Genomic DNA, 12,563 nt, shown 5'->3' on the forward strand with positions numbered 1-12,563 from the left:
GCGCGCCGCCGCGGCGCGACCGCGGGCTCGAGACCGCGATGGCCGCCGCCGCCGGCCTCGGCCTCATCGTCTGCATCTTCCAGGCGATCGCGATCGCCGGGCTGTTCGGCCGGAGCGCGGTGATCGGCACCGTCGCGCTCGGCCTGCTGGCTGCCGCGCTGCAGGCGCCGGCCTGGCTGCGCGAACGCCATGCGGCCGAGTCGTCCGCGCCCTTCGGCTTCGTCGAGAAGCTGGCCCTGCTGGCGCTGATATTGACCGCGCTGCCGGCCCTGGTCGAGCCGCTGGCGCCACCGGCGGTCTTCGACGAGTTGATGTACCACCTGCCCTATGCGCGCGAAGTGGCGCAGAGCGGCCGGCTCGGCATCCACGAATGGCTGCGCTATCCCTGGTTCCCCTACAACTACAACCTGATCCATGCCGCCGGGCTGGTGGTCGGCGACGATGTCCTGCCGCACCTGCTGAGCGGGCTCGCAGGCTGGCTGTCGGTGTGGATGGTCTACCGGCTGGGCGTGCAGCATGCGAGCCGGCTGACCGGCCTCGTCGCCGCCGCCATCTGGCTCGGCATCGCCGACTTCGAAAGCGCGCTGATCGACATCAGCGTCGCGCTCTTCGTGCTCGCGGCCTGCACCGCCCTGTGGTGGTGGCGCGGATCCGCCGACACCGCTCGCGGGCCGCGCTGGCTGGCGCTCGCGGCCTTCTTCCTCGGCGTCGCCGCGGGCTCCAAGTACCAGGCGCTCACCGTGCTGCCGCTGGTCGGCCTGTTCGTGCTGCGGCGCGAGCGCCGGCTCAAGGTCTGGGGCGTGGCGCTGTTGTGCTTCCTGATCCCCTGCGTCTACTGGTACGCGCGCAATGCCCTCATGACCGGCGACCCGTTCAACCCGATCGGCGCCCGGCTGTTCGGTTTCACCAACTGGATCCCGGCCGACTACAAGAACCAGGTTGACGACGTGCGGTCCCATGCCGCATGGCCCAACGGCTTTCTCTGGGGCGTGCTGTTTGCGCCGTTGGGACTGCTCTGGAAGCGTTCCCCCGCGGTGCGTGCGGCGGCGGTTTTCACCGCCTACTCCTTGCTCGTCTGGGCCCTGACCTCGCGCTATCCCCGCTATCTGGCCGCCTCGGTGCCGCTAATCGCGCTGGTCTCGGTGGTCGGTTGGCAGGTGCTGCTTGGCGGCGTGGCGAGCTGGCTGCGCCGCCTACTGCCGCGCTGGAGCCAGAGTGGCGCAATCGACCGCGCCGGCCGCTGGCTCGGGGTGCTGGTGCTGCTGGTGGGGGTGGGCGGCTCGTTCTACATGACGCGGCGGAGCATCGCGACGATCGCGACCACGCCGGCCGAGCGCACGGCCTTCCTCGAGGCCCACGTTCCGGGCTATGCGGTCATGAACTACCTGCGCGAGCATGCGACCGGCCGCGTCTACCAGATCGCGCTGATCGAAGCCACCTACTACGGGCCGGCGCAGGTCTGGGGCGACGCGATCGGGCCCTTGCGCTATTCAGACTTCATCGTGCTGCCGCCGGCCGAGTTCGCCCGAAAGCTGCACGGCCTCGGCTTCGAGGCGATCGCGGTGGGCGCCGGGTCCGCGCCGGTGCTCGAAGCCCAGCCCGGCTTCCTTGACCATTTCGCCCTGATGTACGAAAAAGCAGGCGCCAAGGCCTACCGCATCCTGCCTCCCAAGAATGACTGACCATCCTGACCTCAGCGGGCTGCGCATCGCCGCCGTGATCCCTTGCTTCAACGAGGCACTCGCCATCACCCAGGTGGTGGAGGAATTCCGCGCCGCGCTGCCCGAGGCCGAGATTCACGTCTTCRACAACAACTCGACCGACGGCACAGCGGCCGTGGCGCGCGCCGCCGGCGCCACCGTGACCCATGTCGCGCTGCGCGGCAAAGGCAACGTGGCGCGGCGCATGTTCGCCGACGTCGAGGCCGATGTCTACGTGATGGTCGACGGCGATGCCACCTACGACGTCAGCGAGGTGCGCCGGCTGATCGTCTTGATGGCGGAGGGCAACCTTGACATGGTGGTCGGTTCGCGGGTCGACGACGGTGCCGATGCGCAGACCTACCGGCGCGGCCACCGCTTCGGCAACGCGCTGCTGACCGGCGCCGTGGCCCGGCTCTTCGGCGGCCACCTGAGCGACATGCTGTCGGGCTACCGCGTGTTCTCGCGGCGCTATGCGAAGTCATTCCCGGCGGTGTCGGAGGGCTTCGAGATTGAGACCGAGCTGACCGTGCACGCGCTCGAACTGCGCATGCCCTTCGCCGAGGTGCCGGTGCCGTACCGCTCGCGGCCCGAAGGCTCCGAAAGCAAGCTGTCGACCTACCGCGACGGCTGGCGCATCCTGAAGACCATCTGCAAGCTGTTCGTGAGCGAGCGGCCACTGCAGTTCTTCTCCGGCATCGCCGGCCTGCTGGCGCTGCTGTCCGTGATCCTCGCCGTGCCGCTGGTCCTGACCTACCTGCAAACCGGCCTGGTCCCGCGGCAGCCCACGGCCGTGCTGGTGACCGGCACCATGCTGGTCGCGATGCTGTCGCTGGTCTGCGGCGTGGTGCTGCACACCGTGACCATCGGACGGCAGGAGGCCAAGCGCCTGTGCTACCTCGGCATTCCGGGCGTGCGCGAGCGGGTCGGCAAGGCATGAGGCTTGGTCGCGAGTTCCTGTCGTTCGCGGTGGTCGGCACGATCGGCTTCGTGGTCGACCTCGGGGTGCTGTACCTGCTGGCGTCATCGCTGGGGTGGTACGGCGCCCGCGTGCTGTCGTTCCTGGCCGCCGCCACCGTGACCTGGGTCCTGAATCGCCACTTCACCTTCGGTCACCGGCGCTCGGAAGCGTCGCTGACGCGCGAGTACGCCCGCTACCTGCTGACCATGCTGGGCGGCGCGCTGGTCAACTACGCGGCGTACGCCCTGACCCTGCATTGGCTGGGCGGCCCGCTGGCGCCCGCGCTCGGTGTCGCCCTTGGCAGCTGCGCCGGGCTGGCGGTGAATTTCCTGACGGCGCGCTTCCTGGTGTTCGGCTCGGCGCATTGACCCTCGACGTGGCGCTCAGTGCGCGCCCGACACCACCACCGGAATCTCGGTCGCCGGCGGCGTGTTGCGACTGCGTCCGCAGCGCACGATGCCGTCGATCATCACCATCCCGACGCCCGGGATGTCGCCAAGCTGCACGCTTTCGAGCAAGGTCTTGCCGGCCGTGTGCTGCGCCCGGTCCATGAAGACGAAGTCGGCATCGCGGCCGACCTCGATCAGGCCGCAGTTGAGCTTGCGGATGCGCGCCGTGTTGCCGGTCGCGAAGCAGAACACCAGCTCGGCAGGGATGTTGGCGATTGAGGACAGCATCGCCACCATCCGCAGGATGCCCAGCGGCTGCACGCCCGAGCCGGCCGGCCCGTCGGTGCCGAGGATCACGCGGTGCGGGCACTTGAGGTCGAGCGCCGCCTTGGCCGCCACGATGGCGACGCGCTCGTTGCCGTTGTGGACGATCTCGATCGCGCGCGACGACTTCTCGCACAGCTCGCAGACATGCGCCTCGGGCAACGAGGTGTGGCCGCCGTTGATGTGGCCGATGATGTCGGCGTCGGCCTCGAGCACCACGTCCTTGTCGATCAGGCCCGAGCCGGGGATCGACGGGCCGCCGGTGTGGATCGTGCTCTGGATGCCGTACTTGCGGGCCCAGGCGACCATCTCCTTGGCCTCGTAGCCGGCCTTGACTGAACCCAGGCCGACCTCGCCGAGCAGGCCGACGCCGGCCTCGGCCAGTTCCTTGAAGTCGCTCTCGACCATGCCCTTCTCGATGACCGGCGCGCCGGCCAGCACCTTGACGCCGCTGGGGCGGAAGTTGTCGAAGGCGCGCTGCGCGGTGATCGCCAGCGCCTTCAGGCCGACGATGTCCTTGGGCCGGCCGGGCAGGTGCACCTCGCCGGCCGAGATCATGGTGGTGACACCGCCGTTCATGGTCGAGTCGATCCAGCCGATCTGGCCCTGGCGCGGGGTCCAGTCGCCGAACACCGGATGCACGTGGCTGTCGATCAGGCCCGGCGCGACGCAGGTCTTCTTGACGTCGATCACGGTTTGCGCGCCTGCCGTGTCGCAGTCCTTCTCCTTGCCGAACGCGACGATCAGCCCGTCGTTGACGACGATGGTGTCGGCATCCAGGATGGGCTTGTCAATGTCGCCCGAGAGCAGCAGGCCTATGTTCCGGATGACGACCTTGCCCGACTTGGCGCCGGTTGTGACTTCTGCCATGGTTTGACCTCGTGGGGTTGTGATGTTTCTTCGTCGGGGGCTCCAGCATCGACCGCACGCAGCACGGTCTCGATGACGAAGTCTTCCCAATGCGCGACCGCCTCCGCCGTCTCCAGGGGCTCGCCCAGGAACGCGGTCAGCGTGTGCCGGTTCGACGTGTAGAAGTAGCCGGTCGAGGCGATCAGCAGGTACAGGTCGCGCGGCGCGACGTCGTCGCGGAACAGCCCCTGCGCGACGCCCGCGGCCACGATCTCGCTGATGATCGAGATCGCCCGCGACGAGTATTCGCGGGCCCGCAGCGACTTCGCAATGTGCCGGCCCTTGTGCAGGTTCTCTGTGTTCAGCAGCGTGACGAACTCGGGGTTCTTGCGGTAGTAGCCGAGCACGAAGCGGATCACCGCGGTGAGCGACTCCACCGGCCGCGAGGCATCGAGGTCGAGTGCGGCCTCGGCGTCGTCCATGCGCCGGTAGATGCCCTCGAGCACCGCGATGAACAGGCCTTCCTTGCTGCCGAAGTAGTAGTAGATCATGCGGTCGTACGACTTCGCGGCCTTCGAGATCTTCTCAACGCTGCCGCCGTCGTAGCCGTACTTCGCAAACACCTTGGTGGCCGCGCGCAGGATGCTCTCGCGCGTGGCCTGCGCCGCGGCCTCGCGCACGCCGGTGCGGCGCGTGGCGGGCTTGGGCGCGCTCTTGCGCGCGACTGCCTTGGGCTCGGCCATCGCGGCTTGTCGGCTACTTTTCGGCAAATGCGCGCTCGACGACGTAGTCGCCCGGCGTCGACGTGTTGCCTTCCTTGAAGCCGCGGGCCTCGAGGATGTGCTTGAGGTCGACCAGGAGGCCCGGGCTGCCGCACAGCATCACGCGATCGTCGGCGGCATTGAGCGGCGGCAGGCCGAGGTCGTCGGTGAGCTTGTTGCTCTCGATCAGCTCGGTGATCCGGCCCATGTTGCGGAATTCCTCGCGCGTCACGGTCGGGTAGTAAAGCAGCTGCTTCTCGATCAACTCGCCGAGGATCTCGTGCTTGGGCAGGTGGTCGGTGACCAGGTCGTGGTAGGCCAGTTCGTCGACCTGGCGCACGCCGTGCACCAAGATGACCTTCTCGTACTTCTCGTAGGTCTCGGGGTCGCGGATGATGCTCATGAACGGCGCCAGCCCGGTGCCGGTGCCGAACAGGTACAGCCGCTTGCCGGGCAACGTGTAGTCGATCAGTAGCGTGCCGGTGGGCTTGCGGCCGACGATGACCATGTCGCCGACCTGGATGTGCTGCAGCTTCGAGGTCAGCGGGCCTTCCTCGACCTTGATGCTGAGGAACTCCAGGTGCTCCTCATAGTTGGGGCTGACGATGCTGTAGGCGCGCAGCAAGGGCTTGTTGTTGACCTTCAGGCCGATCATCGTGAAGTGACCGTTCGAGAAACGCAGGGTCGGATCGCGGGTGGTGGTGAAGGTGAACAGGCGATCGGTCCAGTGGTGGACGCTCAGCACACGTTCTTCGCTGAATGCACTCATAAGGGTCAGGAATGGTTATGAACGAAAAAGGGATGCACCAATTGTCGGCGATGCAGGAGAAAACACCATTGCAAGCATCGGGGTCGTTTGCTACATTGAACTCGAAAATGTAGTGTTCACCACATGAAAGTGTAGGGAATGCTACACAAACGTCAGTTCCAGCACAAGTGAAGGTGCAAGCGGGTCCCCGGCACAGATGTTGCACCTCCGCTGTCCTCACCCCACGAAATTGCCACGAGGTTTCCCTGCGATGACCGAACACACCAAGACAGACGGACTGCCCGGCATGGACATGCCGGTGCTGCCCGAGGCGACCGGCCGGGCGCCGCTGCGCAACGAGCGCATGAACGCCGCCAAGGTCGAGTGCAATGCCTGCCCCGTGCTGTGCCAGATCTCCGAGGGCCGCACCGGCGCCTGCGACCGCTACGCCAACCGCGCCGGCGTGCTGGTCCGGGTCGACCCGGTGGTGCTGCTGCGACGAGAACTGGCCAGCGAGTCGCCCGCGCTGGTGCCCTTCGCGCGCGTCGGCAACGAGATCGACGAGGTCGAGCGCACCGAGCCGCCGGTGGCCGATGCCGACTGGAATGGCGATCTCCTGCATGCCGACGAGGTCTTCGTGACCGGCGTGGGCTCGTCCACAACCTATCCCGACTACAAGCCCGCGCCCTTCATCGTGGCCTCGAAGGCGCAGGGCGTCGACATGGTGACGGTGGTCACCGAGGGCATCTTCAGCTACTGCAGTTTCAAGGTGAAGATCGACACCGACCGCTTCCTCGGCGCCGAGCAGGCCAACGTGCGCTACAAGGGCGAGGTCGTCGGCCACGTCACCACGGCTGAGTACGGCTCGCAGATGCTGTCGCTCGGCGGCGTGCACCACCTCACGGGCGGCAGCAAGAAGGAAGGCCGCATGACCTGCGAGCTGATGCAGCTGCTGGGCAACAAGAAGGCAGTCGAATGCGTGATCGACGGCGGCGCCAGCATGGTGATCCAGGCCGGCAGGGCGCCGATCGTCAACGGCGTCGAAGAAAAGCGCATGCGCGTGGGCTGCGGCTCGGCGGCCGTGGGCATCTTCGCGCGCCAACTGTTCGGCCATGCCGACGAGGTGGTGGTGGTCGACGACCACATCACCGGCGTGCTGACCGAGCACCAGGCCGGGCGCTGCCTCGACATGGCGCCCTCGGGCATCCAGATGCGCGGTCGAAAGTCGACGCCGGGGCGCTATTTCCAGGTCGCCAATCCGGGCAACGGCTGGGGCGGCACCGACATCGACGACCCGCTGTCGATCATCGAGGGCTGGGAGGAGGGCGTGGCGCGGCCGGGCCTGCGCCTGCTCATGACCTCGACCACCGGCGAGCATGCCCAGTGGTACGTGCTCGACGAGCAGCTGCAGCCGGTCGAGCAGCCGATGCCGGCCGAGGTGCGCCGCATCGTCGAGCGCATCGGCGAGAACTGCGAGCCATCGCTGTGCACCGTGCTGTTCCTCGGCGGCGCCGGCGGCAGCCTGCGCGCCGGTGTCACCGAGAACCCGGTGCTGCTGACGCGGGCCATCAAGCGCGCGCTGGTCAACGTCACCTGCGGCGGCGCGCCGGCCTATGTCTGGCCGGGCGGCGGCATCACGGTGATGGTCGATGTGCTGCGCATGCCCGACAACAGCTTCGGCACGGTGCCGACCCCGGCGATCGTGGCGCCGATCGAATTCAGCATGCGGCGCGAGGACTATGCCGCGCTCGGCGGCCACATGGAACACGTGTTCACGCTCGAACAGGCACTGGCGCGCGGCGCCTGGCAGGACGACGGTGCGCCGGTGTCGCGCCAGTGGTTGCGCATGGATGCGGCCAATCCCTGGCCGCTCGGCCAGCCGCCGATGCTGGGCTAGGAACATGTCCGCACAACGCACCGCGCTCGACGGCGGCCGCTGGCACTTCAACCACGGTCCGATCGACATCATTGCCGAAGCCAACGGCAATGACGTCGAGGTCGCGGTCGCGCACGAGCATGCCTGGCGGCGCTTTGCCGTGCTGCTCGACGAGCTGGTGGCCGAACTGCCCCTGCTGCGCCGCCCGGTGGGTGCCGACTGCCCCGTGACGGGTCCGGTCGCCCGTCGCATGTGGGAGGCCTGCGCACCGTTCCGTGCCGGCTTCATCACGCCGATGGCGGCAGTCGCCGGCGCGGTGGCGCAGGAGCTCATCGCCTGCTATCACCGCCCGGGCATCGAGCGCGCCTGGATCAACAACGGCGGCGACATCGCGCTGCACCTGACGCCCGGGCAGTCCGCGCGTGTCGGTCTGTTCGCCGACCTCGCGCGCTTCGACCTGCGGGACTGCGGCCCCATCACCACCGATGGCCAGTTCGAAATTCGCGCCGAGCATCCGGTGCGCGGCGTCGCCACCAGCGGCTGGCGCGGCCGCAGCTTCTCGCTCGGCATAGCCGACAGCGTGACGGTGCTGGCGGCGACCGCGGCCCAGGCAGATGCCGCAGCCACCGTGATCGCCAATGCGGTCGATGCCGACGACCCCGGCATCCGGCGCCGCCCGGCGAGCGAATGCAAGGACGACAGCGACCTCGGCGACATCCCGGTCACGGTCGACGTGGCCCCCTTGGCGCCCGCCGTCGTGCAGCGTGCACTGGATGCGGGCGCCGCGCGCGCCGCGGCGCTGCAGCAACAGGGGCTCGCATGGTCGGCGGTGCTGGTCTGCCAGGGGCAGTGGCGGGTCGTGCAACCCTTAAGCTCCGGTCTTCCGGCGGCACCGCCCCAGAGCGAGGGCAGCATCGCCGCCGATGCAGTTGGTTCAGTATTTGCTTAACGAAAAGCAGGGCACTTCTTCATGATCGATATCCGACGCGTCTTCACCCATGTCGAGCACATCCACCACGAGTTCGGACCACCCGCCGCGATGCCGCTGGTGCGTGGCGCCATCGGCGCGGTGCTGACCAATCCCTTCGCGGGCCGCTACGAGCCCGACATCCTGCCGATGATGGCGCTGCTCGACCCGGTCGGCGTCGACATGGCGCATCGGCTGCGCGCCGCCATGGACGTGCCGGTCGAGCGCATCGCCACCTACGGCAAGGGCGCCATCGTCGGCGCCGCCGGCGAGCTCGAGCACGGCGCGTTGTGGCATGTGCCCGGCGGCTACGCGATGCGCGAGCTGCTCGGCTGGAAGGGCGACCGCGAGGCCTATCGCAAGGGCCAGGCCGAAGAAAAGACCGGCCAGCCCGGCAATGCGCTGTCGATCGTGCCGTCGACCAAGAAGGTCGGTCCGCCGGGCGCCACGCTCGACGTCCCGCTGACCAACATCAACGCCAGCTACGTGCGCGGCCAGTTCGACGCCATCGAGGTCCGCGTGCCCGGTGCGCCGGCGGCCGACGAGATCGTCTTCATCCTCGCGATGAGCACCGGCTACCGCGTGCATGATCGCGTCGGCGGGCTCCGCGCCGAGAACATTTCAAAGTGGGACGGCCTGCGCTGAACCCGATCGCATTGCAGAGACAAGGAAAAAACCAATGAGTGCCAACATCCGCAAGCTCGTTATCCAGGTCGACGAAACCCGCAAGGAAATGGGCCAGGCCATCGACCCGCCCACGCGCCGTGCCGTCGCCATCGCCGTGATCGACAACCCCTACGCCGGCCGCTACAGCGAATCGCTCGACGAGCTGATCGCGATCGGCGAGGAGCTCGGCGCGCTGCTGGGCCAGAAGGCCGTGGCCGCGCTCGGTATCGCGCCGGGCCAGGCGCAGAGCTATGGCAAGGCCGCGATCGTCGGCGAGGCCGGCGAGCTCGAGCATGCCGCCGCGATCCTGCATCCCAAGCTCGGCGCACCCTTGCGCGTGGCGGTCGAGAAGGGCGCCGCGCTGGTGCCGTCGAGCAAGAAGCGCGGCACGCTCGGCACCGCCATCGACGTGCCGCTGGGCCACAAGGACGCCGCCTTCGTGCGCAGCCATTTCGACGCCATCGAGGCCCGCGTGTCCGACGCGCCGCGCGCCAACGAGATCGTGGTCGCGGTCGCGGTCACCGACAGCGGGCGGCCGCTGCCGCGCATCGGCGGCCTGCAGGTCTCCGAGATCAAGGGCGAGGACGGGCTCCGCTGAGCGCCGCCGCCGACGAAGTTTCTTTTCTGTTCGATCCCAAGGAGTTTCCATGAATCCATTGCGCCTTGCCTTCACAGCAGCCGCCGTTGCCACGCTGGTCACCGCACTCGTTCCCGCGCATGCACAGGGCGTGATCAAGATCGGCGAGATCAACAGCTACAAGGCGCAGCCCGCCTTCCTCGAGCCCTACAAGAAGGGCATGGAGCTAGCGGTCGACGAGATCAACGCCGCCGGCGGCGTCAACGGCAAGAAGATCGAGCTGATCAGCCGCGACGACAACGCCAACCCGGGCGACGCGGTGCGCGTGGCCGAGGAACTGGTGTCGCGCGAGAAGGTCGACATCCTGGCCGGCACATTCCTGTCGAACACCGGCATGGCGGTGGCCGACTTCGCCAAGCAGAAGAAGTTCTTCTTCCTGGCCGGCGAGCCGCTGACCGACAAGCTCACCTGGCAGGGCGGCAACACCTACACCGTGCGCCTGCGTCCCGGCACCTACATGCAGGCCGCGATGCTGGTGCCCGAGGCGGCCAAGCTCAAGAAAAAACGCTGGGCCGTGGTCTACCCCAACTACGAGTACGGCCAGTCGGCGGTGGCGGCTTTCAAGCAGCTGCTGAAGGCGGCTCAGCCCGACGTCGAGTTCGTCGCCGAGCAGGCCACGCCGCTCGGCAAGGTCGACGCCGGCAGCGTGGTGCAGGCGCTTGCCGATGCCAAGCCCGACGCGATCTTCAACGTGCTGTTCGGCGCCGACCTGTCGAAGTTCGTGCGCGAAGGCAACACGCGCGGCCTGTTCAAGGACCGTGAAGTGGTGAGCGTGCTGACTGGCGAGCCCGAATACATGGACCCGCTCAAGGACGAGGCGCCCAACGGCTGGATCGTCACCGGTTACCCATGGTACGGCATCACGACGCCCGCCCACAAGGCCTTCGAGCAGGCCTATCAGGCCAAGTTCAAGGACTATCCGCGGCTCGGCTCGGTGGTCGGCTACAGCATGATCAAGTCGGCCGCGGCCGGCATCGCCAAGGCCAAGAGCACCGACACCGAGAAGGTCGTCGCCGCCTTCAAGGGCCTGCAGGTCGACACGCCCTTCGGCAAGATCACCTACCGCGCCGAGGACAACCAGTCGACCATGGGCGCCTTCGTGGGCCGCACCAAGAACGACGGCGGCAAGGGCGTGATGGTCGACTACGTGTACCTCGACGGCGCCGACGCGAAGTACCAGCCCTCGGCTGCCGAGATTAAGAAGTCGCGCGCTGCCGACTAATCAAGGAACGATCGGGCTATGAGCTTCTCAGGTTTCATCGTCCAGCTGCTCAACGGGCTGGCGAGCGCGTCCTCGCTGTTCCTCGTGGCAGCCGGGTTGTCGCTGATCTTCGGCGTCACGCGCATTGTGAACTTCGCCCATGGTTCGTTCTTCATGGTCGGCATCTACGTCGCCTACACGCTGGTCGACCGGCTCGGCACCGGCTTGGGCTTCTGGCCGGCGCTGGTGATGGCCGCACTCGCGGTCGGCGTGCTGGGCGCGCTGATCGAGGTGGTGCTGCTGCGGCGCATCTACAAGGCGCCCGAACTCTTTCAACTGCTGGCGACCTTCGCGCTGGTGCTGGTCATCAAGGACGCGGTGCTGTGGCTCTGGGGCCCCGACGAACTGCTGGGCCCGCGTGCGCCCGGCCTGTCGGGCTCGGTCACGATCCTCGGCCGGCAGTTTCCCTCCTACGACCTGTTCCTGATCGTGGTCGGGCCGGTGGTGCTTGGGCTGGTCTGGCTGCTGCTCACGCGGACCCGCTTCGGCACCCTGGTGCGGGCCGCCACGCAAGACCGCGAGATGGTCAGCGCGCTGGGCGTCAACCAGGCCTGGCTCTTCACGGCGGTGTTCGCGATCGGCGCGCTGCTCGCGGGCCTGGGCGGCGCGCTGCAGTTGCCGCGCGAGCCGGCCACGCTCGAGATGGACCTCAACACCATCGGCGCCGCCTTCGTGGTGGTGGTGGTCGGCGGCATGGGCTCGATTCCCGGCGCCTACGCCGCCGCGCTGCTGATCGCCGAGATCAAGGCGATCTGCATCTGGCTCGGCGTGGTCGATGTCTTCGGCATCCCGGTCTCGTTCTCGAAGCTCACGCTGGTGGTCGACTTCCTCGTGATGGCCGTCGTGCTGGTCTGGCGGCCCTGGGGCCTGTTCGGCAAGCCGCAGGCACCGAGCCGCTACGTGGGCATGCAGGAAGAGCCGCTGCGGCGTCCGGGCCGCGCCTACCTGATTGCCGCCGCGCTGTTCGGCCTGGTGCTGGCGGCGATGCCGTTCATCACTGCCGGCTCGCCCTACACCACGGTGCTCATGATCGACCTGTTGATCGCCGCGTTGTTCGCGGCCAGCCTGCACTTCATCATGGGGCCCGCCGGCATGCACTCCTTCGGTCACGCCGCTTACTTCGGGCTCGGTGCCTACGGCGCCGCACTGCTGGTGCGAGCCAGCGGCATGCCAATGGAGCTGGCCCTGGTCGTCGCGCCCTTGGTGGCCGCGCTGGGCGCCTTCGTCTACGGCTGGTTCGCGGTGCGGCTGTCGGGCGTCTACCTCGCGATGCTGACGCTGGCCTTCGCGCAGATCACCTGGGCCGTCACCTACCAGTGGGACAGCTTCACCGGCGGCAGCAACGGCCTCACGGGCGTCTGGCCTTCCGAATGGCTGGCCGACAAGCGCGCCTACTACTGGGTCACGCTGGCGCTGGTCGGGCT

General features: G+C 68.0%; 12 protein-coding genes. 9 read left to right on the plus strand and 3 right to left on the minus strand.

Going from position 1 to position 12,563, the window contains the following annotated elements; translation table 11 throughout:
• The 3 genes from AC1DY5_RS22225 to AC1DY5_RS22235 form a co-directional block, all read left to right on the plus strand.
• The coding region (locus tag AC1DY5_RS22225; protein ID WP_478114827.1) for an ArnT family glycosyltransferase at positions 1–1,682 on the plus strand (1,682 nt) is incomplete at its 5' end.
• The gene (locus AC1DY5_RS22230; protein ID WP_478114829.1) at positions 1,675–2,640 is read left to right on the plus strand and encodes a glycosyltransferase family 2 protein; all 966 of its coding nucleotides are present in this window, start codon (positions 1,675–1,677) and stop codon (positions 2,638–2,640) included. The genes AC1DY5_RS22225 and AC1DY5_RS22230, both read left to right, overlap by 8 nt.
• Positions 2,637–3,029, plus strand: a complete 393-nt coding sequence (locus AC1DY5_RS22235) for a GtrA family protein (protein WP_478114831.1) — start codon at positions 2,637–2,639, stop codon at positions 3,027–3,029. Before AC1DY5_RS22230 ends, AC1DY5_RS22235 begins: the two co-directional genes overlap by 4 nt.
• 15 nt (positions 3,030–3,044) lie before the next feature.
• On the opposite strand, the gene AC1DY5_RS22240 is transcribed toward AC1DY5_RS22235, so the two are convergent.
• Genes AC1DY5_RS22240 through AC1DY5_RS22250 form a run of 3 tightly spaced genes read right to left on the minus strand, consistent with a single transcriptional unit; the run spans position 3,045 to position 5,753 of the window.
• Positions 3,045–4,244: an amidohydrolase family protein gene (locus AC1DY5_RS22240; RefSeq protein ID WP_478114833.1), complete on the minus strand. Its 1,200-nt coding sequence runs from the start codon at positions 4,242–4,244 to the stop codon at positions 3,045–3,047.
• Positions 4,190–4,966, minus strand: coding sequence for a TetR/AcrR family transcriptional regulator (locus AC1DY5_RS22245; protein ID WP_478114834.1), 777 nt, complete (start codon positions 4,964–4,966; stop codon positions 4,190–4,192). The genes AC1DY5_RS22240 and AC1DY5_RS22245 overlap by 55 nt, the downstream gene beginning before the upstream one ends.
• Before the next feature lie 13 nt (positions 4,967–4,979).
• Positions 4,980–5,753 (minus strand): ferredoxin--NADP reductase, encoded by a 774-nt coding sequence (locus AC1DY5_RS22250; protein WP_478114836.1) that lies wholly within the window; start codon positions 5,751–5,753, stop codon positions 4,980–4,982.
• A gap of 250 nt (positions 5,754–6,003) precedes the next feature.
• Here AC1DY5_RS22250 and AC1DY5_RS22255 point away from each other — a divergent pair, with 250 nt between their 5' ends.
• The 6 genes from AC1DY5_RS22255 to AC1DY5_RS22280 form a co-directional block, all read left to right on the plus strand.
• A complete protein-coding gene (locus AC1DY5_RS22255; RefSeq protein WP_478114838.1) occupies positions 6,004–7,629 on the plus strand; it encodes a 6-hydroxynicotinate reductase in 1,626 nt (541 codons plus the stop codon).
• Positions 7,630–7,633: 4 nt separating this feature from the next.
• A complete protein-coding gene (locus tag AC1DY5_RS22260; protein WP_478114839.1) occupies positions 7,634–8,557 on the plus strand; it encodes a UPF0280 family protein in 924 nt (307 codons plus the stop codon).
• 21 nt (positions 8,558–8,578) lie between these two features.
• Positions 8,579–9,220, plus strand: coding sequence for an amino acid synthesis family protein (locus AC1DY5_RS22265; RefSeq protein ID WP_478114841.1), 642 nt, complete (start codon positions 8,579–8,581; stop codon positions 9,218–9,220).
• Positions 9,221–9,254: 34 nt separating this feature from the next.
• The gene (locus AC1DY5_RS22270) at positions 9,255–9,839 is read left to right on the plus strand and encodes an amino acid synthesis family protein (protein ID WP_478114842.1); all 585 of its coding nucleotides are present in this window, start codon (positions 9,255–9,257) and stop codon (positions 9,837–9,839) included.
• Positions 9,840–9,888: 49 nt separating this feature from the next.
• Complete coding sequence (locus AC1DY5_RS22275; RefSeq protein WP_478114844.1) at positions 9,889–11,100, plus strand: ABC transporter substrate-binding protein; 1,212 nt, start codon at positions 9,889–9,891, stop codon at positions 11,098–11,100.
• An 18-nt stretch (positions 11,101–11,118) separates the two neighbouring features.
• Positions 11,119–12,563: ABC transporter permease (locus AC1DY5_RS22280; protein WP_478114846.1), on the plus strand; the 1,445-nt coding region annotated here is incomplete at its 3' end.

The sequence above is a fragment of the Variovorax sp. P4_D9 genome, from assembly GCF_056401695.1.

Excerpts from the sequence above, each read along its gene's own strand:
- AC1DY5_RS22235 (WP_478114831.1), top strand. The coding sequence starts at position 2,637 with ATGAGGCTTGGTCGCGAGTTCCTGTCGTTCGCGGTGGTCGGCACGATC.
- AC1DY5_RS22240 (WP_478114833.1), bottom strand. The coding sequence starts at position 4,244 with ATGGCAGAAGTCACAACCGGCGCCAAGTCGGGCAAGGTCGTCATCCGG.
- AC1DY5_RS22245 (WP_478114834.1), bottom strand. The coding sequence starts at position 4,966 with ATGGCCGAGCCCAAGGCAGTCGCGCGCAAGAGCGCGCCCAAGCCCGCC.
- AC1DY5_RS22250 (WP_478114836.1), bottom strand. The coding sequence starts at position 5,753 with ATGAGTGCATTCAGCGAAGAACGTGTGCTGAGCGTCCACCACTGGACC.
- AC1DY5_RS22255 (WP_478114838.1), top strand. The coding sequence starts at position 6,004 with ATGACCGAACACACCAAGACAGACGGACTGCCCGGCATGGACATGCCG.
- AC1DY5_RS22260 (WP_478114839.1), top strand. The coding sequence starts at position 7,634 with ATGTCCGCACAACGCACCGCGCTCGACGGCGGCCGCTGGCACTTCAAC.
- AC1DY5_RS22265 (WP_478114841.1), top strand. The coding sequence starts at position 8,579 with ATGATCGATATCCGACGCGTCTTCACCCATGTCGAGCACATCCACCAC.
- AC1DY5_RS22270 (WP_478114842.1), top strand. The coding sequence starts at position 9,255 with ATGAGTGCCAACATCCGCAAGCTCGTTATCCAGGTCGACGAAACCCGC.
- AC1DY5_RS22275 (WP_478114844.1), top strand. The coding sequence starts at position 9,889 with ATGAATCCATTGCGCCTTGCCTTCACAGCAGCCGCCGTTGCCACGCTG.